Source organism: Streptomyces sp. NPDC094147, from assembly GCF_044764265.1.
In the GTDB taxonomy this organism is placed as follows: domain Bacteria; phylum Actinomycetota; class Actinomycetes; order Streptomycetales; family Streptomycetaceae; genus Streptomyces.
In genome coordinates this window covers 1-24,390 of record NZ_JBIWHT010000039.1, presented here as the reverse complement: position 1 = coordinate 24,390, position 24,390 = coordinate 1, and the positions used below count along the sequence as shown (strand labels likewise).

Here is a 24,390-nt window from a genome sequence, read left to right as displayed (position 1 = left end):
TAAGGGTCAACGACGTACACGGGTTCGAGGAGCGGTCACAGTGCAGCGCTGGCGTGGCTTGGAGGACATCCCCCAGGACTGGGGACGCAGCGTCGTCACCATCGGCTCCTACGACGGGGTGCACCGCGGACACCAGCTGATCATCGGGCGGGCCGTGGAGCGGGCCCGTGAGCTGGGCGTGCCGTCCGTCGTCGTCACCTTCGACCCGCACCCCAGCGAGGTCGTCCGCCCCGGCAGCCACCCGCCGCTGCTCGCCCCGCACCACCGGCGCGCGGAGCTGATGGGGGAGCTCGGCGTCGACGCGGTCCTGATCCTCCCCTTCACCAGCGAGTTCTCGAAGCTGTCGGCCGCCGACTTCGTGGTGAAGGTGCTGGTCGACAAGTTGCACGCCAAGCTCGTCGTGGAAGGCCCCAACTTCCGCTTCGGCCACCGGGCCGCGGGGAACGTCGAGGTCCTCGCCGAGCTCGGCCGGACGTACGACTACGAGGTCGAGGTCATCGACCTGCGGGTGCGCGGCGAGGCGGGCGGCGGCGAGCCGTTCTCCTCCACTTTGACCCGCAGGCTCGTCGCCACCGGCGACATCGAGGGCGCCGCCGAGATCCTCGGCCGCCCGCACCGCGTCGAGGGCGTCGTCGTCCGGGGCGCCCAGCGCGGCCGTGAGCTCGGCTACCCGACCGCCAACGTCGAGACCCTGCCGCACACCGCGATCCCGGCGGACGGCGTGTACGCGGGCTGGCTCACAGCCCCCAAGCTCTCGACTTCGCTCGAACAGGGGGGACCCCCAGACGTCGAGCGGATGCCGGCCGCGATCTCGGTCGGCACCAACCCGCAGTTCGACGGCACCGAGCGGACCGTCGAGGCGTACGCCATCGACCGCGTCGGCCTCGACCTGTACGGCCTGCACGTCGCCGTGGACTTCCTCGCCTATGTGCGCGGCATGGCCAAGTTCGACTCGATCGAGGCCCTCCTCGAAGCGATCGGCAACGACGTGAAGCGGTCCACCGAACTGATCGAGGCGTACGAGGCCCGCCAGGACTGAGCGCTCCGCGCGGAGCGGCGTTCTTCGGCTGCCGCCGTGCCCTCACTCGTTCCCGACCGCCGCCGCCCAGTGGCAGGCCACCCGCGCGCCCGGGGCGCCGGGCAGGATCGGGAGGTCCTCGGTGCGGCAGCGGTCGGCCACGCCCGCCCGGTCCGCCTCGCCGGAGGCGAGCACGTGGCAGCGGGCGTGGAAGCGGCAGCCCGGCGGGACGCGGGACGGGTCCGGGGGCTCGCCCATCAGGACCACCGGGTCGCCGGGGGACTCCGGCAGGACCGACAACAGGGCCTGGGTGTACGGATGTTGAGGGCTCGTCAGGATGTCCTCGACGGGGCCCGTCTCCACGATGCGGCCCAGGTACATGACCGCCACCCGGTCCGCGATGTTCCAGGCGAGGCCCAGGTCGTGGGTCACGACCAGCGCGGAGAGCCCGAGTTCGTCCCGCAGGCGCAGCAGCAGCGCCAGGATCTCGCCGCGTACCGACGCGTCCAGGGACGCCACCGGCTCGTCGGCGACGATCAGTTCGGGGGACAGGACGAGCGCGCCCGCGATGACCACGCGCTGGCGCTGGCCGCCCGACAGCTCGTGCGGGTAGCGCAGGAAGAAGCGCTCGGGCGGGCGCAGCCCGGCCCGGGACAGCGCCTCGGCCACCAACTCCCGCTCACTGCCGGCCGAGCCGTGGATGCGCAGGCCCTCGGCGACCGCGTCGTACACCGTGTGCCGGGGGTTGAGCGAGCCGCTCGGGTCCTGGAGGACGAGCTGGGCCCGTCTGCGGTACGCCTTGAGCGCGCGCGGGCGGTGGTCCAGCGGGCTGCCGTCGAAGGCGACGCCGCCCCCGGTCGGGGTGACCAGGCCCAGCAGGGTGCGGGCGAGCGTCGTCTTGCCGCAGCCCGATTCGCCGACCAGCGCGACGATCTCGCCCGCGCCGACGGTGAGTTCGACACCGTCGACCGCGCGGGCCGGGGGAGCCCCGCGCCGCCCGGGGAAGGCGACCCGCAGGGCGGTGGCGGTGAGGAGGGGGGTGGGGGTCGTCGTGGTCATCGGGTCGCTCCTGCGTAGGGGGCCGGGCCCCGGGGTCGGGACGGGGTCAGCCCGCCAGGACGCACGCCGCGCTGCGCCCCGGGCCGGCCTCGCGCAGCGCCGGGTCCTCGGACGCGCACGAGGCGAGGGCGACCGGGCAGCGGGGGTGGAAGGCGCAGCCCGACGGCAGGGCGGCCGGGTCCGGCGGGTCGCCCGGCAGGCCGCGGGGGGCGCGCCGCGATGCCGCGTCGCCGATGCGGGGGAACGCGGCGGACAGCGCCCGGCCGTAGGGATGGGCGGCCGCCTCGTACACCTCGCGCGCCGGGCCCTCCTCGACGACGCGGCCCGCGTACATCACCGCGAGCCGGTCGCAGGTGTCGGCGAGCACCGCCAGGTCGTGGCTGATCATCAGCAGACTGATGTCCTGGTCGGCCACCAACTGCTCGATCAGGCGCAGGATCTGGGCCTGGATCATCACGTCCAGGGCTGTTGTCGGCTCGTCCGCCACGATGAGCCCCGGGTCGCAGGCCAGGGCCATCGCGATCATCACGCGCTGGCGCTGGCCGCCGGAGAGTTCGTGCGGGTAGGCGTCCGCGCGCGATGCGGGCAGGCCGACCTGTTCGAGGAGCGCGGCGACCCGTCTGCGGGCCGCGGCCGGGGTGGCGGGGCCGTGCAGCAGGACCGGCTCGGCGATCTGGTCGCCGATGCGGTGCACCGCGTTGAGCGAGTGCATCGCCCCCTGGAAGACGATGGACGCGCCCGCCCAGCGGACCGCCCGCAGCCGCCCCCACTTCATGGCGAGCACGTCCTCGCCGTCGAGGAGCACCGAGCCCGTCAGCTTGGCCGAGGCGGGCAGCAGCCGCAGCAGCGCCATCGCGAGCGTCGACTTGCCGCACCCCGACTCGCCCGCGATGCCCAGCTTCCGGCCGGGCGCGACCGTCAGGTCCACCCCGCGCACGGCCGCCGCGCCCGTCCCGTACGTGACGTACAGGTCCCTGATCTCCAGCAGGCTCATCGGGCCCCCAGTTTCGGGTTCAGTACGGCCTCGACGGCCCGGCCGCAGAGTGTGAAGGAGAGGGCCACCAGGGCGATCGCGATGCCCGGCGGGGCCAGGTACCACCAGTGTCCCGAGGACACCGCGCCCGCCTCGCGGGCGTCCTGGAGCATGCCGCCCCACGAGACCACGGTGGGATCGCCGAGGCCCAGGAAGGCGAGCGTGGCCTCGGTCAGGATGGCGTTGGAGATGCCGAGCGTGGTCTGCGCCAGGACCAGCGGCATGACGTTCGGCAGGACGTGCCGGGTCATGATGTGGCCGTGGCCGCCGCCGAGCGCGCGGGCGCGTTCGATGTACGGGCGCGACTCGACCGCGATGGTCTGCGCCCGCACCAGGCGGGCCGTCGTCGGCCAGGACGTCACGCCGATGGCCAGGATCACCGTCCAGACGCTGTGCGACATCACGGTCGCCAGGACGATCGCGAGGACCAGCGTCGGCATCACCAGGAACCAGTCGGTGATCCGCATGAGCACGGTCGAGAACCAGCCGCCGTAGTGGCCGGCGACGATCCCCACCAGTGTGCCGATCGCGACGCTCAGCGCGGCCGCGAGCAGCCCGACCGCGAGCGAGATCCGGGCGCCCCAGATCAGCAGACCGAGCAGCGAGCGCCCGAACTGGTCGGTGCCGAGCGGGAATTGACCGCTCGGGGACTCCAGGGCCGAGCCGGGCGCCGAGGTCACGCTCTGCACGTCCTGGCCGACCGTGAGCGGCGCGGTGAGCGCGATCAGCGCGATGAGGGCGAGGCCCGCGAGACCGTACAGACCGGCCCGGTGCGTACGGTACGCGCGCCAGAAGCGGGCCAGCGAGTCGCGGCGGCGCGCCCACGCCAGCGAGCCCGGCTTGCCGGGGGCGGCGGTCGTGGTCATCGGACCGCCCCCGAACCGGGCGGGGCGCATGCGGTCGTGGTCATCGGCCCACCCTCGGATCGAGCAGCGGATAGAGCAGGTCGGCCAGCAGGTTCATCACGATCATCGCGCCCGCGAAGACCACGAACAGGCCCTGGACCAGCGGGAGATCGGGCACGCTCAGCGCCTGGTAGAACAGCCCGCCCAGGCCCGGCCAGGAGAACACCGTCTCGACCAGGATCGAACCGGCCGCCACATGCCCCAGGTTGATGAACAGCATCGTGACCGTGGGCAGCAGCGCGTTCGGCACGGCATGGTGACGGCGTACGGCATCGTCGCGCAGGCCCTTGGCGCGGGCCGTCGTCAGATAGTCGCCGCCCATCTCGTCGAGCAGCGAGGACCGCATGACGAGCAGGGTCTGCGCGTACTGCACCGCGACCAGTGTCAGCACCGGCAGCACCATGTGGTGTGCCACGTCGAGGACTTGGGCGAAGCCCGTCGTGTCGCCGGACTCCATGCCCCCGGTCGGGAACAGGCCCGGGAACGGGCCCGCCCCCACCGAGAACGTGATGATGAGCAGCAGCCCCAGCCAGAACGAGGGCACCGACCACAGGGTCAGCGCGAGCCCCGTGTTGAACCGGTCGCCGAGCCCGCCGTGGCGCCAGGCCGAACGCGTGCCGAGCCAGATACCGAGCGCCGAGTAGAGCACGACGGCCGTTCCGGTCAGGAGCAGCGTCGCGGGCAGCTTCTGGGCGATGAGCGAGCCGACCGGGGCGTGGAACTGGTACGAGGTGCCCAGGTCACCGGTGAGTGCCTTGCCGCAGTAGTCCGTGAACTGCTGCCACAGGGGGAGATCGAGCCCGAACTGGCTTCTGAGATGGGCGAGTTGCTCCGCGGAGACCTGGCGGCCGTGGGTCATGGTGCGGACCGGGTCGCCCGGGATGATCCGGAACAGGAAGAAACTCGTGACGAGGACGGCGAACAGGGAGACGACCGCCCCCGCCAGCTTGTCGCCCGCATGGCGCAGATACGTGAGTGCCGACCCCGCGGCGGCCGGGCGCCGGCGCCGCTCGGTGCGCGCCTCGGCGACCACCGCCGGAGTGTCGGCCGAACTCGCCGTCGTCATCCGCTACTCACGGTCGTCGGCGCCGGCCCGGCGGCGCAGGGCGAGGAATCCACCGACCCCGGCGAGTACGACCACGCCCGCGACGATGCCGAGGACGACGACGCCCGCGGAGGATCCGCCGCCCGACGTGGTGGCCGAGCCGCCCGCCGGGACCGCCGACCACCAGCTCCAGTAGCCGTCCTGACCGTAGATGTTGCCCGCGGCCTCGGGCATCGTCGTGATCGACTCGATCTGGTCGGTGCGGTACGCCTCGACCGCGTTGGGGTACGCCATGACGTTCATGTACCCGGTGTCGTACAGCCGCGACTCCATCTGCTTGACCAGGTCCGCCCGCTTGGCGGTGTCGTACTCGGCCGACTGCTTCGCGTACAGGTCGTCGAACTGCTTGTCGCAGATGAAGTCGTCGGTCTGGCCGCTCACCTTGGGGGTGGCGGGCAGCGCGGCGCAGGTGTGGATGGACAGCACGTAGTCCGGATCGGGGTTGACCGAGTAGCCGTCCAGGGCGAGGTCGTACTCACCGGCCGTCCACGGGTCGGTGACGTTGTCGACGCAGTCCACCTTGAGGCCGATGCCGAGCTTGCCCCACCACTCCTGGAGGTACTTGGCCACGGCCTTGTCGTTCGGGTCGACGGCGTGGCAGAGCAGCCGCAGATCGAGCGGCCTGCCGTCCTTGCCGAGCCGCTTGCCGTCGGCGCCCGTGCGGTATCCCGCCTCATCGAGCAGCGAGGCCGCCCTGGCCGGGTCGTACGCGATCTTCTGGCCCTCGGCCGGCCTCCAGAAGTAGTCGGCGAACCGGGGCGGGATGTAGCCCTCTCCCTCGACGGCGTGGCCCTGGTACACCTTGTCGACGATCGCCTTGCGGTCGATGGCGGCGAACAGCGCCCGGCGCACCTTCTGGTCGAGCAGCGCCGGGTTGCCGTTGCCGAACTTCTTGCCGTCCTTGGACTGGGCGCCCGGGTTGGTGGCGAGCGCGAAGAAGCGCCGGCCGGGGGCGTCGTTGACCTTGATGTCCGGCGCCGACCGGAGCGAACTCGCCTGCGCGGGGGTCAAGTTGGAGACGAAGGACACCTCGCCCTTCTGGAGCGCCGCGACCGCCGCGTCATTGTCCTTGTAGTACTTGAAGACCAGCTCGTCGAACTTGGGCGCACCCTGCCAGAAGCTCTTGTTCGGCTTGAGCTTGATGTACTGGTCCACCTTGTAGTCGGTCAGGACGTACGGCCCGTTGCCGACGACGGGGAACTGCTGGTCGTTGTTGAACTTCGAGAAGTCCGTGACCTTCTCCCACACGTGCCGGGGCACGATCGGGACGTCCAGGGCGGTCATGGTGGCCTGCGGCTGCTTGAGTTCGACCACCAGCGTGGCTGGGTCGGGGGCCGTCACCTTCTTGAAGTTCGAGACGAAACTGCCGTTGGCGGTCGCCGCGCTCTTGTCCGTCATCATCTTGTTGAACGTCCACGCCGCGTCCTCGGCGGTGGCCTGCTGCCCGTCCGACCATCTGGAGTCGGTACGGATGGTGTACGTCCAGGTCAGCTTGGAAGGCGAGGTCTTCCAGGCGGTGGCCAGACCCGGAACGGGGTGGCCGTCCTTGGCGTCGTAGTTCGTCAAGTACTCGTACATCAGCCGGTGCACGCTGGTGCTGATCAGCCGCTGGGCGAGGAAGGGACTCAGCGAGTCGACGCTCTGGGAGACGGCGACGGTGAGCACCTTGCCCCCGCCCTTCGCGTCATGGGCCGCCGCGCCCTGGGCGGGGAGTACGGCCCCGGCCGTCAGCGCGAGGGCGGCGGCGGCCGCGCCGAGCAGGCGCCGGGGCCGCGGCCGGTGCAGGGTCTTGTGCGATGGAACTGTTCTTGCCATGGGACGGTGACCTCGCGTCATCACTCGCACGGAAAAGCAGGGTTGATCGCAGATTCTTCGCCGGCCGGCTCCGGTCGATCGCCGGGTTGACGGTCGGTCGATGGCCGGGTTGATCTCGGTTGAACGGGGCGTGGCGGCCGGTGTGGGCGAAGGTCTACCAGCGGTGGTCTAGACGTGTCAACGGCGCATCGCAGGCCGGGTGGTCTGCGGAAACGCCCGAGGGCCCGCACCGTTCGAACGGTGCGGGCCCTCATTGGTCCAGTCCTCTGACGCCTTACTGCTGAGGGGCTGACGGAGGCTGCTCGGCCCCGGGCCACCCGGCCGGGGGAACGGGCGCCTGCGGGCCGGGCTGACCGGGCGCGTTTTCGGCGGCGGGGGGCTGCGGCGGCTGGAGCTGCCATTCCGCGGGCTGCTGCGGGGCAACCGGGTAGGGCTGACCCTGCGGCTGAGCGGGGAACTGACCCTGCGGGGGCTGCGGTTGGGCCGGGGGGAGCTGGCCCTGCGGCGGCTGACCCGGCTGAGCCGCGTACGGCTGGCCCGGGAAGGGCTGACCGGGCATGGGCTGGGCCTGCCCCGGGAAAGGCTGGCCGGGCAGCGGTTGACCCTGCGGAGCGGGGTGGGCCTGGTTCGGGAACGGCTGGGCCTGGGCGGGGAAGGGCTGCCCCGGCTGCGGTTGACCCGGGACCGGGAAGGGCTGGCCCGGCGCGGACTGGCCTGGGACGGGGTAGGGCTGGCCCGGCTGCGGCTGCGGCTGTGCCTGCTGCTGTGGCTGGGCTTGCGCCGGGAACGGCTGGCCGGGGGCGGGCTGGGCGTGGCCCTGGGCCTGGTTCGGGAAGGGCTGGCCGGGCTGCGGTTGGGCCGCCGCCGCCGCGGGTTGGCCCGGGTGGCCGGGGTGGCCGTGCTGGCCGGGGTGGAACGGCTGGCCCGGCGTGGGCCGGCCCTGGCCGGGGAACTGCTGGGCGGGCGCGCCCTGCTGGCCCGGCAGCGGCGGGGCCATGGTCGGGGGCGGGTTGAGACCGTCGCCCGTCCACAGGCCTTGCTGCTGCTGAGCCCGTACGAAGTCCTCGGCCACCAGCGCCGAGAGGTTGAAGTACGCCTCCCGGGTCTTCGGCCGCATCATGTCGAGGTCCACCTCGGCACCCGCCGACAGGTGCTCGTCGAACGGCACCACGACCACACCGCGGCAGCGCGTCTGGAAGTGCTGCACGATGTCGTCCACCTTGACCATCTTGCCGGTCTCGCGCACCCCGGAGATGACGGTGAGGGAACGCTGGACGAGCTCGGCGTACCCGTGCGCCGAGAGCCAGTCCAGCGTGGTCGAGGCGCTGGACGCGCCGTCCACGGACGGCGTCGAGATGATGATCAACTGGTCGGCGAGGTCGAGCACGCCGCGCATCGCGGAGTACAGCAGACCCGTACCCGAGTCGGTGAGGATGATCGGGTACTGCTTGCCCAGGACGTCGATCGCGCGCCGGTAGTCCTCGTCGTTGAACGTCGTGGACACGGCCGGGTCGACGTCGTTCGCGATGATCTCAAGACCGGACGGCGCCTGCGAGGTGAAGCGGCGGATGTCCATGTACGAGTTGAGGTACGGGATCGCCTGGACCAGATCGCGAATGGTGGCCCCGGTCTCGCGGCGCACCCGGCGGCCGAGCGTGCCGGCGTCGGGGTTGGCGTCGATCGCCAGGATCTTGTCCTGCCGCTCGGTGGCCAGGGTCGCGCCGAGCGCGGTCGTGGTGGTGGTCTTGCCGACGCCGCCCTTGAGGGAGATGACGGCGATCCGGTAGCAGGACAGGACCGGGGTCCGGATGAGGTTGAGCTTCTGCTGCCGCTCGGCCTCCTCCTTCTTCGCCCCGAACTTGAAGCGCGAGGCCCCGGCGGCCGGACCCCGGCTGCTCTTCGGCTTCGGCTTGTTGTTGCGCAGCAGCCGGTCGGACGACAGCTCGACGGCGGCCGTGTACCCGAGCGGCGCCCCGGGCATGGACCGCTCCCGCTGGTCGTGCGTCACCGGCGAGGGCCACGCGGTCCCGGACCGCGGATCGACGGGCGGCGCGGGCTCCGGCATGGGCTGGGCAGCGGCGGGCGGGTTGGCCCCTGGGGCGGCTCCCGGGTGGGGGAAGCCGTAACCGGCCTGCGGGGCAGGGGAGTTGGGTGTCTCGGCCGGGGTGGGGGTTTGCGGGGTGGCGGGTTGGTTGGCTCCGGGGTGGGGGAAGCCGTAACCCGGCTGCGGTTCGGGCGCGTTCGGGGCGGCCGGGGGGTTGGCCGGGGCGGAGCCCTGCTGCGGGAAGCCGTAACTTCCTTGCGGCGCAGGGGGGTTGGGGGCAGCCGGCGGGGTCGCTCCCTGCTGGGGGAACCCGTAACCACCCTGCGACTGGGGCCACGCGGGCGCCGGTGCGGTCGGCTCCGGGAACGGGCCCGGCATCGGCTGTGCCTGCGCCGGTACCGGCCACTGCGACGCGGCGGTGGGCGCGGCGGGCTGGAACGCGGGCGGCAGCGGAGGCAACCCGGGCTGCGCCTGGGCCTGGGCCCGGTCGGCCCACGGCTGATCGGCGGGGGCGGGCGGCGCGGGCGGCGCAGGCGGCGCGTCCTGGGGTTCCGCGACGGCGGCGGCGTCGATACGTACGGCGTCCGTAGGAACGGCATCCGCGGGTGCGGCGTCCGCAGGATCGGCATCCGTGACGGCGGCCGGTGCGGGCCCGCTGGGGGCCGCTTCCGGAGTCACGGAAACGGAATGGGAGGCGGAGCCGATGGCGGTGTCGTCAGGTGCGGCGTCGGCGGGGGCGGTGTCCCCAGCGACGTCCGCAGGAATGGCGTCGGCAGGGACGCCATCGGCAAGAGCCGCATGGGCAGGAACGGCATCGGCAGGGGAAGCGTCCACCGGCGCGGTGTCTGTCGGCGAGGTGGCCTCGGCCGGGGCGACATCTCCCTCGCCGGGCGACGCCTCCGCGGTGACGGCGGCCTCGGGCGCCTCCTCGGCCCCGGCCCGCAGCACGGTCGTACCCGCGAACCGGTCCTCCGAGAAGTCGCCGGAGCCGTCCGATTCCCCGGAGTCGGCAGCGTCCTCGTGGGCGGTCGGTGCTGCGGCCTCCTCGCCGATGTCCGTACCCGTACCCGTCTTGCCCACCTCGTCCGCCACCTCGGCCGGGGCCGAAGCGGCCACGTCGGTGTCGGGCACCACGACTGACGGTTCGTCAGAAACCGGTGTCGGCGCGGACGCAGGCGCGGATGTCGGCACCGGTGCCGACTCGCCGCGGGCCGCGGCCGCCGCCGCTTCGAGCTGCTCGAACTCCCGCTTCAGCGCGGACGGCGAGAACCGCATCGTCGCGCCGCTCTCGACGTCGCCCCCGCCGAAGGCCTGGCCCTCGTTCGTAGGGCGGCTCACCTCGGGCGCGGGCGGCGGCGTCGTCGGCGCCGGGAAGGCGGGCGGTGCGGGCGGGGCGGGGGGCGTCTGCGCGGCCGGGGCCGGGCCCGGGGGCGGCGGGGTGGGGCCCCAGTTCGGCTGGAACCCGCCGCCCTGCGGCAGTCCCGGCACGTCGACCGGCGTACCGACCGGGGGCGGCGGCAGCGGAGCCCCCGTGCCACCGCCCTGCTCGCCGGCCGGGGCCGTGGTGTCCTGCGCGCCCTGGGTGTACCAGGCGGGCGGGGTGTAGTCGATGGTGAACTCACCCGTGGTCTCGGGATCGGCGTCGGACCGATTCTCGTCGCGCGCGTTCCCGCCGGTGCGGAACTGGTCCTGGTCGCTGTTCACCGGTTTCCTTTCGTTCGCCTGTGACCGGGTGTAGGCCGTGGGGTTCATTGGCATCCATGTGCCGGGGCGGGGCAAGCCCTGTGTGTAGTGGTCGCAGAGTCGTGCGCATCGGCCCGCCCCTGCCCGCCGCGAGTGGCGCGGCATCCGGACCGTACGGACGACGCGCATTCGCCGCGGAGCCCTGCCCCCGGTCCGTCCCAGCCTAATCGTCGGCAATACCGACGCGGCAGGCCCGGTCACCTCGATCGACTGTCCCTTTCGTCACCCTCGCCCCACGGGTGCCGGTGAAGTGACCTGCCGGGGGCGGAGCGTTCGGGGCGAATCGGTCAGACCGGGCCAACTTGCGCCGCGCTGCTGCTGTTCAGTCGACCCGTCGGGCTTTCCCCAACAATCCGGTCTCGGTCTCGGTCGCGCGGGTCACCGCGAGGGACCGGTCCCGATCGCTGCACCAGAGCGTCACCCCGTCGGCGAGCGTCGAGAGGGATTCCCGATCGGTGCGCGGCAGGTTGACGAGGCGGCCCAGCTGCGCCGCAACCAGCTTTGTTTGTCGCAGAGATAACAGAGATACCGAGACGCAGAGATTGGGGAAGCCGTGCCCAGCGGTAACGGCGATGTTCTCGGAGTGAAGTACGGCAGTCTTGAGCTCGCGGCCGCGGACGTCCAGAAGCAGGCCGACAAGCTCTATGAGGACCTCCGGGACATCCAGCACCTGGTGGCGAAGGCCGCCACGAGCCGGGAGGGCGAGGCCCATGAGGCGTACGCGGCGAAGCAGCGGGACTGGAACACCACCGCACACAGCGTCCACACCTCGCTCACGCAGATCGCCAAGGCCGTGGCCGAGGCGGGTCCGGCCTACCGGGCCGGTGACCACAAGGCGGCCGGCTACTTCCAGTAGGAGTGCCGGGCAGCAAGGACGGGGTGGGCACGCGCGGGAGGTGCCCACCCCGTTCGGCGTCGGTGCGCCCCGGTGCTACTGCGCCGAGCCCGCCTCGATCCCGCCGTTGCGGACCGAGGGCTCCAGGTCGAACTCCCCGTCCCGCGCCCCCAGTACGAACGCCTGCCACTCCGCCTCGGTGTACCGCAGCACGGTGTCCGGGTCCACGGAGGACCGCATGGCCACGGCGCCGGCCGGCAGATAGGCGATCTCGACGCGCTCCTCGTCCTCGGACGTACCGGGCGCGCTGTGCCACTCGACGCCCGAGATGTCGAGGGCGTACAGCTCGTTCTTCTCGCGCTCCTTGCGCTCCCGGAGTTCCTGGTCCTGTTCCTCAGCCATGACGGAGCGATTCCTTCCAGACGTACTGATCCACACGTACTGATGGGGCGGGCCAACCGGCCGTCCGTTCAGCCTACTTGGCGCTGTGCGCGGCGGGCGGGGGTGCGGGAAGAATGCACGAGAACGAGAGCGCCCCCGCGCGCCTTCAGTTCTCAACCTCCGTCAACCCCGTCTGCACCAGCGGCTTCCCCCGCCTGCGGGACACGAACACACCGCGGCCCGTCGGTATCGGGCGGGGCGGACGCCGGCCAGGACGTCGCCCTCGGCCGGGTCGCCTGCCAGGACCACGCCCTGGGCGTCCAGTTCCTTCACGCGCTGCATGAAGGGCTCGTAGGCGGCGCGGCCCGCGCCCGCCGTGGAGCGGGCGATGATGAAGCGGACGCCGACATCGCGGGCGAACGGCAGCAGTTCGGTGAGCCCGCCGAGCGGGTTTCCGCTGGACGTCGACACCAGCTCGTAGTCGTCCACCACCACGTACACCGTGGGGCCACGCCACCAGCTGCGCTCGCGCAACTGCCGCGCGGTGACCTCGGCGCTCGGCGCCGCATCAGGTCGGCCGGCGCGTCCATGTGGTGGTCCATGGCGTTCGACATCGGGATGTACTCGGCCAGGTGGGAGGGCGGGGTCGCATCGAGCAGGGCGCGCCGGTTGTCCACCACGAACAGCTTGCACGCGTCGCCGTCGTACCGCTGCGTGAGCTGGGTGATCAGGAGCCGCAGCAGGTTCGACTTGCCGGATTCGCCCTCGCCGAAGACGAGGAAGAACGGGTCCTGCTCGAAGTCGACGAAGACCGTTTCCAGGCTGCTCTCGTCGAGCGCGAAGGCGACGCCCCGGTCCGGGAAGGCGTGGCCGGGCGGAAGCTGGGCGGCCGGGAGTTCGCGTGGCAGGAGGCGGACCCCACGCCGTACACCTCGGCCACCGTGCGCCGCACCCGCTCGGGGTCCAGCCGGGACGCGACGCCGCCGACGTGCGGCAGGCCCGCGACCGCGGCCATGCCGCCGCCTCCGAAGTCGAGCCCGTAGAACTGCACTTCCCGCGGGGTGTGGGTGAGCGCGAACGACGCGAGCAGGGTGCGCACCAGCGTCGACTTGCCGGACTGCGGGCCGCCCAGGATCTGCAGACGGCCGGCCGCGCCCGAGAAGTCGCACCACAGCGGGTCGCGGCGCTGCTCGTACGGCTTGTCCACGGGGCCGGGCGGCACGATCAGCCGCCCGGCGCCCTCGTGGTCGGGCCGGGTGAGTCCGCGGCCCCGCACGGGGGCGAGGCCGGGCAGCAGCGAGTCGAGGGCCGGCGGGCTGTCCAGCGGCGGCAGCCACACCTGGTGGGCGGCCGGGCCACCGGCGTCGCCATGCTCATGCGGGCCCGCCTCTCCCGCTACACCGCCCAGGCCGCCGCCACCCTGACCGCAGGGCTCGGCGCCCTCGTGCTGCTCGGGCTCGGCCTGTGCGTCAACGCGCCGCTCGGCCCGACGGCGGACGCGCTGTAGGGCGACACCGCCGCCCTGGACATCCGCACCCTGTGGCTGGTCGCCGCGATCGCCCCGTTCTGGGGCCGCTTCCTGGAGATCGCCGAAGGATTCGTCCTGCTCACCCTCCTGCCGCTGACCCTCGCCGTCTTCGGCGTGTACGCCAGGGCCCGCGCCCTGACCAGCTGACCCCGTTCCCCCGGGTCAACCGCCACCCGGGGGGCTGGTACGCTGTGTGACGGCCGTTTGTGTACGCGCTCCCGGAAGAGCCCCGCTCCTCTGGAAGCTGCGCTCATCGGACCTTCGCCTCCGAGTCACGGAAGCTCCCCTGAGATCTGGACCAGGGGCACTCGTGGGCGCACGAACACCACTGAGGAGTACGAGTGTCTCTCGACGCCGCTACGAAGAAGCAGATCATGGCCGAGTTCGGCACCAAGGAGGGCGACACCGGCTCCCCCGAGGTTCAGGTCGCCATGCTCTCCCGCCGCATCTCGGACCTGACCGAGCACCTCAAGATGCACAAGCACGACCACCACTCCCGCCGTGGTCTGCTGATCCTGGTCGGCCAGCGCCGCCGCCTGCTGCAGTACCTGGCCAAGAAGGACATCCAGCGCTTCCGTACGCTGGTCGACCGCCTGGGCATCCGCCGCGGTGCGGCCGGCGGCGCCAAGTAAGCATGCTGCGAAGGGAGCGGTTCCCACCTATTAGGGGGCCGCTCCCTTTGCTGTACGTGCGGGACGTACCGAACGCTCAGTAGTCTGGTACGGACAACAGAACAAGCTTCACCAAACGCGCTTCACCGCGCGAGCGAGCAGAGGCCCTCCTCCGCCGCCGGTCCTCGGTAGTGGCCCCCGGAACGCAAGGAACCCCGGGTGCTTCGATCGAAGACCGGCCCGCCCTCAGGAGCGCTTCTCCGCCGCTCACCCCACCGTCCCCGCGCCACACGGGCCCGGGGACGAAAAGACGACATTGCATCCAACAAAATGGAGAAAACGCTAGTGGAGAACGAGACCCACTACGCCGAGGCCGTCATCGACAACGGCTCCTTCGGCACCCGCACCATCCGCTTCGAGACGGGCCGCCTGGCCAAGCAGGCCGCCGGCTCCGCCGTGGCGTACCTGGACGACGACACGATGGTCCTCTCGGCCACCTCCGCGTCCAAGAACCCCAAGGACCAGCTCGACTTCTTCCCCCTCACGGTGGACGTCGAGGAGCGGATGTACGCAGCCGGCAAGATCCCCGGCTCCTTCTTCCGCCGCGAGGGCCGGCCCTCCGAGGACGCGGTCCTCACCTGCCGCCTCATCGACCGCCCGCTGCGCCCGTCCTTCAAGAAGGGCCTGCGCAACGAGATCCAGGTCGTCGCGACGATCATGGCGCTCAACCCCGACCACCTGTACGACGTCGTCGCGATCAACGCCGCGTCCGCGTCCACCCAGCTGGCCGGCCTGCCCTTCTCCGGCCCGATCGGCGGCGTCCGCGTCGCGCTGATCAACGGCCAGTGGGTCGCGTTCCCGACGCACACCGAGCTTGAGGACGCCGTCTTCGACATGGTGGTCGCGGGCCGCGTCCTGGAGGACGGCGACGTCGCGATCATGATGGTCGAGGCCGAGGCCACCGAGAAGACCATCCAGCTGGTCCAGGGCGGCGCCGAGGCGCCGACCGAGGACGTCGTCGCCGCCGGTCTGGACGCCGCGAAGCCCTTCATCAAGGTGCTCTGCAAGGCCCAGTCCGACCTGGCCGCCAAGGCTGCCAAGCCGACCGCCGACTTCCCGGTCTTCCTCGACTACCAGGACGACGTCCTGGAGGCGCTGACCGCGGCCGTCAAGAGCGAGCTCACCCAGGCGCTGACGATCGCGGGCAAGCAGGACCGCGAGGCCGAGCTGGACCGCGTCAAGGGTCTGGCCGCCGAGAAGCTGCTCCCGCAGTTCGAGGGCCGCGAGAAGGAGATCTCCGCCGCCTACCGCGCGCTGACCAAGAAGCTGGTCCGCGAGCGCGTCATCAAGGACAAGGTCCGCATCGACGGCCGCGGCATCACGGACATCCGTACGCTGGCCGCCGAGGTCGAGGCCATCCCGCGCGTGCACGGTTCGGCGCTGTTCGAGCGTGGCGAGACCCAGATCCTGGGCGTCACCACCCTGAACATGCTCCGGATGGAGCAGCAGCTGGACACCCTTTCCCCGGTGACCCGCAAGCGCTACATGCACAACTACAACTTCCCGCCGTACTCGGTCGGCGAGACCGGCCGCGTGGGCTCGCCCAAGCGCCGCGAGATCGGCCACGGCGCGCTCGCCGAGCGCGCCATCGTGCCGGTCCTGCCGACCCGCGAGGAGTTCCCGTACGCGATCCGTCAGGTGTCCGAGGCCCTCGGCTCCAACGGCTCGACGTCCATGGGCTCGGTCTGCGCCTCCACCATGTCGCTGCTGAACGCCGGTGTGCCGCTGAAGGCCCCCGTCGCCGGTATCGCCATGGGTCTGATCTCCCAGGAGATCGACGGCAAGACGCACTACGTCGCCCTCACCGACATCCTCGGTGCCGAGGACGCGTTCGGTGACATGGACTTCAAGGTCGCCGGTACGAAGGAGTTCGTCACCGCGCTCCAGCTCGACACCAAGCTGGACGGCATCCCGGCCTCCGTCCTGGCCGCGGCCCTCAAGCAGGCCCGCGACGCCCGCCTCCACATCCTCGACGTGATGATGGAAGCGATCGACACCCCGGACGAGATGTCCCCCAACGCCCCGCGGATCATCACCGTCAAGATCCCGGTGGACAAGATCGGTGAGGTCATCGGCCCCAAGGGCAAGATGATCAACCAGATCCAGGAGGACACCGGCGCCGAGATCACGATCGAGGACGACGGCACCATCTACATCGGTGCCCAGGTCGGCTCGCAGGCCGAGGCCGCCCGCGCCACGATCAACAGCATCGCCAACCCGACCATGCCGGAGGTCGGCGAGCGCTACCTGGGTACGGTCGTCAAGACCACCACCTTCGGTGCGTTCGTGTCCCTGATGCCCGGCAAGGACGGTCTGCTGCACATCTCGCAGATCCGCAAGCTCGCCGGTGGCAAGCGCGTCGAGAACGTCGAGGACGTGCTCGGTGTGGGCGCCAAGGTCCAGGTCGAGATCGCCGAGATCGACTCCCGCGGCAAGCTCTCCCTGGTCCCCGTGATCGAGGGCGAGACGGCCGACGACGCCGAAAAGGACGACGCTGCCAAGTGACGTCCCGTAGTTCCGCGACGACGGCCCGCCCCTCTTCGGAGGGGCGGGCCGTCGCCCGTACCCAAACGCTCCTGAAGGGTCAGAACGGCATCGGCACCGTCCGCCGTACGACCCTCCCCGGCGGCCTGCGGGTCGTCACCGAAACCCTTCCCTCCGTACGGTCCGCGACCTTCGGCATCTGGGTCCAGGTGGGTTCGCGCGACGAGACGCCGACGCTGAACGGCGCCACGCACTACCTGGAGCACCTCCTCTTCAAGGGCACCACCAAGCGCAGTGCCCTCGACATCTCCTCCGCGCTCGACGCGGTCGGCGGCGAGATGAACGCCTTCACGGCGAAGGAGTACACCTGCTATTACGCGCGGGTGCTCGACACCGATCTGCCGCTGGCGATCGACGTCGTGTGCGACATGCTGACGGACTCGCTGATACTCGCCGAGGACGTCGACGCCGAGCGCGGCGTGATCCTCGAAGAGATCGCGATGACCGAGGACGACCCGGGCGACTGCGTGCACGACCTGTTCGCGCACACCATGCTCGGCGACACCCCGCTCGGCCGCCCGGTCCTCGGCACCGTCGACACGATCAACTCCCTCACCCAGGCGCAGATCTCGCGCTTCTACAAGAAGCACTACGATCCGCGCCACCTGGTCGTCGCGGCCGCCGGGAACGTCGATCACGCCACCGTCGTACGCCAGGTCCGCAAGGCCTTCGAGAAGGCCGGCGCGCTGTCGCGTACGGACGCCGTCCCGGTCGGTCCGCGCGGCGGCGCCCGCGCCCTGAAGACCGCGGGCCGGGTGGAGCTGCTCAACCGCCGCACGGAGCAGGCGCACGTCGTGCTCGGCATGCCGGGCCTCGCCCGCACCGACGAGCGCCGCTGGGCGCTCGGAGTGCTGAACACGGCACTGGGCGGCGGCATGTCGTCCCGGCTGTTCCAGGAGGTCCGCGAGAAGCGCGGCCTGGCCTACAGCGTCTACTCGTACACCTCGGGCTTCGCCGACTGCGGCCTGTTCGGCGTGTACGCGGGCTGCCGCCCCAGCCAGGTCCACGACGTCCTGAAGATCTGCCGGGACGAACTGGACCGGGTGGCGAACGAGGGCCTCTCGGACGACGAGATCGGCCGCGCGGTCGGCCAGCTCTCCGGCTCCACCGTCCTCGGCCTGGAGGACACCGGCGCGCTGATGAACCGCATCGGCAAGAGCGAGCTGTGCTGGGGCTCCCAGATGTCGGTCGACGACATGCTGGCCCGGATAGCCGAGGTCACCCCGGACGACGTCCGTGAGGTGGCACGTGATGTCCTGGGGCAGCGTCCCTCGCTGTCCGTCATCGGCCCGCTGAAGGACAAGCAGGCCGACCGCCTCCACGAAGCGGTCTCGTAACCCTTAAGGAAACAAGCGAATGAGCAAGCTGCGCGTGGCGGTCCTCGGCGCGAAGGGCCGGATCGGTTCCGAAGCGGTACGAGCCGTGGAGGCCGCCGAGGACATGGAGCTGGTCGCGGCCCTGGGCCGCGGCGACAAGCTGGAGACGCTCGCCGAGACGGGCGCCCAGGTCGCGGTCGAACTGACCACCCCCGCCTCGGTGATGGACAACCTGGACTTCTGTGTACGCCACGGGATCCACGCCGTCGTCGGCACCACGGGCTGGACCGAGGACCGCCTCGCGCAGCTGAACACCTGGCTGGACGGCTCCCCGTCCACCGGGGTGCTCATCGCCCCGAACTTCTCCATCGGCGCCGTCCTGACGATGAAGTTCGCCCAGCTCGCGGCCCCGTACTTCGAGTCGGTCGAGGTCGTCGAGCTGCACCACCCCAACAAGGTCGACGCCCCGTCCGGCACCGCGACGCGCACCGCCCAGCTCATCGCGGCGGCCCGCGCCGAGGCGGGCGTGGGCCCCGCGCCGGACGCCACGGTCACGGCGCTCGACGGGGCCCGGGGCGCCGACGTCGACGGCATCCCGGTGCACGCCGTCCGGCTGCGCGGTCTCCTGGCCCACCAGGAAGTACTGCTCGGCGCGGAGGGCGAGACCCTCACCGTGCGCCACGACTCCCTCCACCACAGCAGCTTCATGCCGGGCATCCTGCTCGGCGTCCGCCGCGTGGTGACCACTCCGGGCCTCACCTTCGGCCTGGAACACTTCCTCGACCTCAACTGAGCGGCACCGTCGGCCCCATGCGCGCGAAAATCACCTACCTCATCACGGCCGCCGTCCTGGTCTTCTACTTCGTCCTGGCCGGCAGCCGTGGCGTGATGCTCATCGAACAGGGCACCTGGATCACCGTCACCATGGGTGTGGCCGTGCTGATCCTGCCGTTGATCGGCATCTGGTTCCTCTGGGCGAACACCCGGTTCGTCACCAAGGCCAACAAGCTCGCCGCCGAGCTGGACGCCGAAGGCGGCCTGCCCGTCGACGAGTTGGTCCGCACGGCGGGCGGCCGCATCGACCGGGACTCGGCCGATGCCGTCTTCGCCCGGCGCAAGGCGGAGACGGAGGACGCCCCGGACGACTGGCGCTGCTGGTTCCGCCTCGCGATCGCCTACCAGGACGCCCGCGACACCCCGCGGGCCCGCAAGGCGATGCAGCGGGCGATCGCCCTGCGCGAGAGCGAGCCGGCCGGGGCATAGCCCGACCGGGGCTTCGAGGCCGGGACGTGTCGGGTCAGCCGGCCCGGTACTCGTCGCCCCAGGCCTCCACCAGGTCCGCGGCGCGGTCGAAGGCCTCGCCCCGCGCCAGGAAGTCCGCACCGTGATCGGTGAGCAGGGGCGGCAGCGCCCGGCCGTCCTGCCGCTCGGCGATCAGCGCCTGCCCCTGCACGGTCCGCGGCAGCCCGAGCCAGCGCACCGGCTGCTGAACCGTCCGTACGCCGCGGATCTGCCGCCACGCCACCGTGCTGGTGGAGAAGAAGGCGACCCGCCGCAGCCCCGCCCGGCTCACCCAGGTCCCGACCCGCAGCAGCCGCAGCGACGAGGCGATCACGAGCACGGCGACGGCCAGGACGACCAGCCCGCCCGTGGGTTCCCCGGCGGCGGCGATGATCACGGCGGCGAGCAGCACGAATGAGGCGAGGAGCAGCAGCACGGCCGCTGCGGCGACCCGCCACGGGCCGGGCCGGTAGGGGCGCCGCCAGCGATCGTGGTCGTCGAAGGGCAGCGCGTTGTCGTCGGAGTACTCACCGGGTGCGTCAACTGCGCGGTCGGCCGTCAGGAAGGGCAGGGGCACGACTGATCCTCACTCACAAGCACGCTCGATTGGGCTGTGCGGGGTGAGGCTACCCAGGAGGTCACCGTGCGGCCACCTCCGGGGTCCGGGCGCGCGTCGGCGCGTTCGGAGCCGGTCAGCGGCCGGTGGAGGCCTCGGACTGCTGGCTCTGCCCGGGGGAGCGGGGGCTCTCCATGGCGGGCATCCCGAAGAGCAGCGCGCCGGTGAGCCCGGCTATGACGGTGAGCCCGACCAGGGTCCGGCCGACGAGCTGACCTGCGCTCGCGCGCTCGCGCGGCGGTGGCTCGACGTTGCTGCGGTACCGGTCGGCCTCGGCGACGAATGCGAACGGAACGGGCTCACGCCGGCGGAACATGGGGGCACATCTCCTTGGAGGTTCGAGGGGCTGTCGAACTTGCTGCTGCTTACTGGTACAGACGCACGGAACTGCCGATTGGTGCCCGAATTCCCCGAATTGGCCGAAGAATGTGGTGACGACCCGTCAGGGATGGAGTTGTCGGTGCCGGGCCGTAGAGTGGGCGCCGCCCGAGCGACGCAATGGGAAGGACCCGCCGGTGACCGACACCCCCGCCTCAGACCTCAAGCCCAGTTTCCGCAGCGACGTCACCGTCGAGCTGGTGAAGCACTCGGCGTCCGACTCCGACGTGCTGTGGGCAGCCCGTGTCTCCACGGCGGGCGAGCAGTCCCTGGAGGAGCTGCAGAAGGACCCCGAGCGCTCCAAGGGCCTCATCAACTACCTGATGCGGGACCGGCACGGCAGCCCCTTCGAGCACAACTCGATGACCTTCTTCATCAGCGCCCCGATCTTCGTCTTCCGCGAGTTCATGCGGCACCGCGTGGGCTGGTCGTACAACGAGGAGTCGGGCCGGTACCGGGAGCTCCAGCCGGTCTTCTACGTTCCGGGTGCCGAGCGCAAGCTGGTGCAGCAGGGCCGCCCCGGCAAGTACGAATTCGTCGAGGGCTCGTCGGAGCAGCAGGAGCTGACCGCCCGCGCGATGGAGGACTCGTACCGGCAGTCGTACGAGGCGTACCAGGAGATGCTGGCGGCCGGTGTCGCCCGCGAGGTGGCTCGGGCCGTGCTCCCCGTCGGCCTCTTCTCCTCCATGTACGCGACATGCAACGCGCGTTCGCTGATGCACTTCCTCGGCCTGCGGACCCAGCACGAGCTGGCGAAGGTCCCGTCCTTCCCGCAGCGGGAGATCGAGATGGTCGGCGAGAAGATGGAAGAGGAGTGGGCCCGGCTCATGCCGCTCACCTACGCGGCCTTCAACACCAACGGCCGGGTGGCCCCGTAGCCGCACGGGTTGACAGCCGACTGAGCCTATACCGGGACAGATGTGCGGATACGCCGTGCAAAGTGTCCGTATTGCGGCGTTTCGTGAAGTTCATCTAGGCTGATCAAACGGACCCGGCACTGCTTGAACCCCCGAGCAGGCAGTGCCGGGCTCCCTCTGCCACCTGCCCCCGAGGGGGGACCCGGCGCTGAGCAGCGAGTAGCGTGTTACCCATGGCTCCGATCTCCACTCCGCAGACCCCCTTCGGGCGGGTCCTCACCGCCATGATCACGCCGTTCACGGCGGATGGCGCACTCGACCTCGACGGTGCCCAGCGACTCGCTGCCCACCTGGTCGACGCAGGCAACGACGGACTGATCGTCAACGGCACCACCGGCGAGTCACCGACCACCAGCGACGCGGAGAAAGACCAGCTTGTACGGGCCGTACTGGAGGCCGTCGGAGACCGGGCCCACATCGTGGCCGGAATCGGGACCAACGACACGCGCCACACCCTCGAACTCGCCCGTACGGCCGAGCGCGCCGGCGCACACGGCCTGCTCGCCGTGACGCCGTACTACAACAAGCCCCCGCAAGAGGGACTGTTCCGGCACTTCTCGGCCATCGCCGACGCCACCGAGCTCCCGGTGATGCTGTACGACATCCCCGGCCGCAGCGGCGTCCCGATCGACACCGAGACCCTCGTCCGGCTCGCCGAGCACCCGAGGATCGTCGCCAACAAGGACGCCAAGGGCGACCTCGGCCGCGCCAGCTGGGCCATCGCCCGCTCCGGCCTCGCCTGGTACTCCGGCGACGACATGCTCAACCTGCCGCTGCTCTCGGTCGGCGCCTGCGGCTTCGTCTCCGTGGTCGGCCACCTGGTCACCCCCGAGCTGCGCGCCCTGCTCGACGCGTACCTCGCCGGCGACGTACGCAAGGCCACCGAGATCCACCAGCAGCTGCTCCCGGTCTACACCGGGATGTTCCGCACCCAGGGCGTCATCACCACCAAGGCCGCCCTTGCCCTCCAGGGGCTCCCGGCCGGACCGCTGCGCCTTCCCCTGGTCGAGCTCACGGCGGAAGAATCCCGCCAGCTGGGGCTCGATCTGGCAGCCGGTGGGGTACAGCTCTAACCACAGACTTCACAACTGAATACGCGCAAGACGAACGCGCGAAAACCCATACACAACAGCAAGTGCACGAATGACATACGCGCCACGTGCCCTACAGGTACGTGGCGCGTGTGGTGAGGAGAGTCTTTTGAGTCATCCGCATCCTGAACTCGGTACCCCGCCGAAGCTTCCCAAGAACGGCCTGCGCGTCACACCGCTCGGCGGTCTCGGCGAAATCGGCCGGAACATGACGGTCTTCGAGTTCGGCGGCCGCCTGCTCATCGTCGACTGCGGTGTCCTCTTCCCCGAGGAGGAGCAGCCCGGCATCGACCTGATCCTGCCGGACTTCAGCTCCATCCGGGACCGCCTCGACGACATCGAGGGCATCGTCCTGACGCACGGCCACGAGGACCACATCGGCGGCGTCCCGTACCTGCTCCGCGAGAAGCCGGACATCCCGCTGATCGGCTCCAAGCTGACCCTCGCGCTCATCGAGGCCAAGCTCCAGGAGCACCGGATCCGCCCGTACACGCTGGAGGTCGCCGAGGGCGACCGCGAGCGCCTGGGCCCCTTCGACTGCGAGTTCGTCGCGGTCAACCACTCCATCCCGGACGCCCTCGCGGTCGCCATCCGCACCCCTGCGGGCATGGCCGTCGCGACCGGCGACTTCAAGATGGACCAGCTTCCGCTGGACGGCCGTCTCACCGACCTGCACGCCTTCGCCCGGCTGAGCGAGGAGGGCATCGACCTCCTCCTCTCCGACTCGACGAACGCCGAGGTCCCCGGCTTCGTACCGCCGGAGCGGGACATCTCCAACGTCCTGCGCACGGTCTTCGCCAACGCCGACAAGCGCATCATCGTGGCCAGCTTCGCCAGCCACGTGCACCGCATCCAGCAGATCCTGGACGCCGCGCACGAGTACGGCCGCCGGGTCGCCTTCGTCGGCCGCTCGATGGTCCGCAACATGGGCATCGCGCGCGATCTCGGCTACCTGAAGGTCCCGGCCGGCCTCGTCGTGGACGTCAAGACGCTGGACGACCTGCCGGACGACGAGGTCGTACTGGTCTGCACGGGTTCCCAGGGCGAGCCGATGGCCGCGCTGTCCCGGATGGCCAACCGTGACCACCAGATCCGGATCGTCCAGGGCGACACCGTGATCCTCGCGTCGTCGCTCATCCCGGGCAACGAGAACGCGGTCTACCGCGTCATCAACGGCCTGACCCGCTGGGGCGCCAACGTCGTCCACAAGGGCAACGCCAAGGTGCACGTCTCGGGCCACGCCTCGGCTGGCGAGCTGCTGTACTTCTACAACATCTGCAAGCCGAAGAACCTGATGCCGGTCCACGGCGAATGGCGTCACCTGCGGGCGAACGCGGAGCTCGGAGCCCTCACGGGCGTGCCGAAGAACCACATCGTCATCGCCGAGGACGGCGTGGTGGTCGACCTGGTCGACGGCTCCGCCAAGATCGTCGGCAAGGTCCAGGCGGGTTACGTGTACGTCGACGGCCTTTCGGTCGGCGACGTGACGGAGTCCTCCCTGAAGGACCGCCGCATCCTCGGAGACGAGGGCATCATCTCGGTGTACGTGGTGGTGGACTCCAGCAGCGGCAAGATCACCAGTGGCCCGCACATCCAGGCGCGTGGTTCCGGCATCGAGGACTCCGCGTTCGGCCCGGTGGTCTCGAAGATCGAGGAAGCGCTGAACAGGTCCGCCCAGGACGGCGTGGTCGAGCCGCACCAGCTCCAGCAGCTGATCCGCCGCTCGGTCGGCAAGTGGGTCTCGGACACGTACCGGCGGCGCCCGATGATCCTCCCCGTGGTCGTCGAGGTCTGACGCTCACAGCGGTTGTACGCCCGGAGCGGGGCGCCTCGATTTGCATCGGGGCGCCCCGCTCCAGTACGTTTACGTCTCCGCCTGAACGGGAACCCCGGCACACTCGTGTGCGTACGGGAGCGCCCGACCGGGGCGGGAAATCCGACTCAGAATCTCTGATAAAGTCGGGCCACGCCGAAAGGAAATCGCGAAAGCGAGAAACTCGAAGCGAACCCCATTTCGACGGGGAATCGGACACGAAAGCGTCTGATAGAGTCGGGAACACGAAATACCGAAGGGAAGCGCCCGGAGGAAAGCCCGAGAGGGTGAGTACGA

General features: G+C 70.9%; 19 protein-coding genes and 2 pseudogenes. 11 read left to right on the top strand and 10 right to left on the bottom strand.

The window, feature by feature from the left end:
* Window positions 1-40 precede the first annotated feature (40 nt).
* Window positions 41-1,039, top strand: a complete 999-nt coding sequence (locus ACIQ8J_RS32470) for a bifunctional riboflavin kinase/FAD synthetase (protein WP_403277103.1) — start codon at window positions 41-43, stop codon at window positions 1,037-1,039.
* Between the two features lie 42 nt (window positions 1,040-1,081).
* Here the strand turns inward: ACIQ8J_RS32470 and ACIQ8J_RS32465 are convergent, their stop codons facing one another.
* The 6 genes from ACIQ8J_RS32465 to ACIQ8J_RS32440 form a co-directional block, all read right to left on the bottom strand.
* Window positions 1,082-2,077: an oligopeptide/dipeptide ABC transporter ATP-binding protein gene (locus ACIQ8J_RS32465; RefSeq protein WP_403277106.1), complete on the bottom strand. Its 996-nt coding sequence runs from the start codon at window positions 2,075-2,077 to the stop codon at window positions 1,082-1,084.
* A 46-nt stretch (window positions 2,078-2,123) separates the two neighbouring features.
* Window positions 2,124-3,071, bottom strand: coding sequence for an ABC transporter ATP-binding protein (locus ACIQ8J_RS32460; RefSeq protein WP_403277109.1), 948 nt, complete (start codon window positions 3,069-3,071; stop codon window positions 2,124-2,126).
* Window positions 3,068-3,976, bottom strand: a complete 909-nt coding sequence (locus ACIQ8J_RS32455; protein ID WP_403277112.1) for an ABC transporter permease — start codon at window positions 3,974-3,976, stop codon at window positions 3,068-3,070. Before ACIQ8J_RS32455 ends, ACIQ8J_RS32460 begins: the two co-directional genes overlap by 4 nt.
* 40 nt (window positions 3,977-4,016) lie before the next feature.
* A complete protein-coding gene (locus tag ACIQ8J_RS32450) occupies window positions 4,017-5,081 on the bottom strand; it encodes an ABC transporter permease (RefSeq protein WP_403277115.1) in 1,065 nt (354 codons plus the stop codon).
* 3 nt (window positions 5,082-5,084) lie between these two features.
* On the bottom strand, window positions 5,085-6,935 hold the full coding sequence (locus tag ACIQ8J_RS32445) for an ABC transporter substrate-binding protein (protein ID WP_403277122.1): 1,851 nt from the start codon (window positions 6,933-6,935) through the stop codon (window positions 5,085-5,087).
* Between the two features lie 274 nt (window positions 6,936-7,209).
* Window positions 7,210-10,683 carry an SCO5717 family growth-regulating ATPase gene (locus ACIQ8J_RS32440; RefSeq protein ID WP_403277125.1) on the bottom strand — a complete coding sequence of 1,158 codons (3,474 nt, stop codon included), beginning with the start codon at window positions 10,681-10,683 and terminating at the stop codon, window positions 7,210-7,212.
* Between the two features lie 592 nt (window positions 10,684-11,275).
* Between ACIQ8J_RS32440 and ACIQ8J_RS32435 the strand changes: the two genes are divergently transcribed.
* On the top strand, window positions 11,276-11,578 hold the full coding sequence (locus tag ACIQ8J_RS32435; protein WP_403277128.1) for a WXG100 family type VII secretion target: 303 nt from the start codon (window positions 11,276-11,278) through the stop codon (window positions 11,576-11,578).
* A gap of 75 nt (window positions 11,579-11,653) precedes the next feature.
* On the opposite strand, the gene ACIQ8J_RS32430 is transcribed toward ACIQ8J_RS32435, so the two are convergent.
* Both ACIQ8J_RS32430 and ACIQ8J_RS32425 read right to left on the bottom strand, forming a co-directional pair.
* Window positions 11,654-11,959: a DUF397 domain-containing protein gene (locus ACIQ8J_RS32430; protein ID WP_403277131.1), complete on the bottom strand. Its 306-nt coding sequence runs from the start codon at window positions 11,957-11,959 to the stop codon at window positions 11,654-11,656.
* A gap of 145 nt (window positions 11,960-12,104) precedes the next feature.
* Window positions 12,105-13,304 (bottom strand): annotated as a pseudogene (locus tag ACIQ8J_RS32425) (FtsK/SpoIIIE domain-containing protein); the annotation flags it as partial.
* Between ACIQ8J_RS32425 and ACIQ8J_RS32420 the strand changes: the two are divergent.
* The 6 genes and pseudogenes from ACIQ8J_RS32420 to ACIQ8J_RS32395 form a co-directional block, all read left to right on the top strand.
* Window positions 13,293-13,613, top strand: a pseudogene (locus tag ACIQ8J_RS32420) (type VII secretion integral membrane protein EccD); the annotation flags it as partial. The pseudogenes ACIQ8J_RS32425 and ACIQ8J_RS32420 sit on opposite strands and share 12 nt — an antisense overlap.
* A gap of 194 nt (window positions 13,614-13,807) precedes the next feature.
* A complete protein-coding gene (gene rpsO / locus ACIQ8J_RS32415; RefSeq protein WP_403277134.1) occupies window positions 13,808-14,098 on the top strand; it encodes a 30S ribosomal protein S15 in 291 nt (96 codons plus the stop codon).
* Window positions 14,099-14,422: 324 nt separating this feature from the next.
* A complete protein-coding gene (locus tag ACIQ8J_RS32410) occupies window positions 14,423-16,642 on the top strand; it encodes a polyribonucleotide nucleotidyltransferase (RefSeq protein ID WP_403277137.1) in 2,220 nt (739 codons plus the stop codon).
* A complete protein-coding gene (locus tag ACIQ8J_RS32405; protein WP_403277140.1) occupies window positions 16,639-18,018 on the top strand; it encodes a M16 family metallopeptidase in 1,380 nt (459 codons plus the stop codon). Before ACIQ8J_RS32410 ends, ACIQ8J_RS32405 begins: the two co-directional genes overlap by 4 nt.
* A gap of 19 nt (window positions 18,019-18,037) precedes the next feature.
* On the top strand, window positions 18,038-18,790 hold the full coding sequence (gene dapB / locus ACIQ8J_RS32400) for a 4-hydroxy-tetrahydrodipicolinate reductase (RefSeq protein WP_403277143.1): 753 nt from the start codon (window positions 18,038-18,040) through the stop codon (window positions 18,788-18,790).
* A 17-nt stretch (window positions 18,791-18,807) separates the two neighbouring features.
* On the top strand, window positions 18,808-19,260 hold the full coding sequence (locus ACIQ8J_RS32395) for a hypothetical protein (protein WP_403277146.1): 453 nt from the start codon (window positions 18,808-18,810) through the stop codon (window positions 19,258-19,260).
* A 34-nt stretch (window positions 19,261-19,294) separates the two neighbouring features.
* Here the strand turns inward: ACIQ8J_RS32395 and ACIQ8J_RS32390 are convergent, their stop codons facing one another.
* On the bottom strand, window positions 19,295-19,855 hold the full coding sequence (locus ACIQ8J_RS32390; protein ID WP_403277149.1) for a hypothetical protein: 561 nt from the start codon (window positions 19,853-19,855) through the stop codon (window positions 19,295-19,297).
* A 115-nt stretch (window positions 19,856-19,970) separates the two neighbouring features.
* Window positions 19,971-20,210 carry a hypothetical protein gene (locus ACIQ8J_RS32385; protein ID WP_399056050.1) on the bottom strand — a complete coding sequence of 80 codons (240 nt, stop codon included), beginning with the start codon at window positions 20,208-20,210 and terminating at the stop codon, window positions 19,971-19,973.
* 199 nt (window positions 20,211-20,409) lie between these two features.
* Between ACIQ8J_RS32385 and thyX the strand changes: the two genes are divergently transcribed.
* The 3 genes from thyX to ACIQ8J_RS32370 all read left to right on the top strand — a co-directional run bounded on the left by thyX (window position 20,410) and on the right by ACIQ8J_RS32370 (window position 24,075).
* The gene (gene thyX, locus ACIQ8J_RS32380) at window positions 20,410-21,150 is read left to right on the top strand and encodes an FAD-dependent thymidylate synthase (protein ID WP_403277151.1); all 741 of its coding nucleotides are present in this window, start codon (window positions 20,410-20,412) and stop codon (window positions 21,148-21,150) included.
* 212 nt (window positions 21,151-21,362) lie between these two features.
* Window positions 21,363-22,262 (top strand): 4-hydroxy-tetrahydrodipicolinate synthase, encoded by a 900-nt coding sequence (gene dapA / locus ACIQ8J_RS32375; protein WP_403277154.1) that lies wholly within the window; start codon window positions 21,363-21,365, stop codon window positions 22,260-22,262.
* 127 nt (window positions 22,263-22,389) lie between these two features.
* The gene (locus ACIQ8J_RS32370) at window positions 22,390-24,075 is read left to right on the top strand and encodes a ribonuclease J (RefSeq protein WP_403277156.1); all 1,686 of its coding nucleotides are present in this window, start codon (window positions 22,390-22,392) and stop codon (window positions 24,073-24,075) included.
* The last annotated feature ends 315 nt before the right edge of the window (window positions 24,076-24,390 follow it).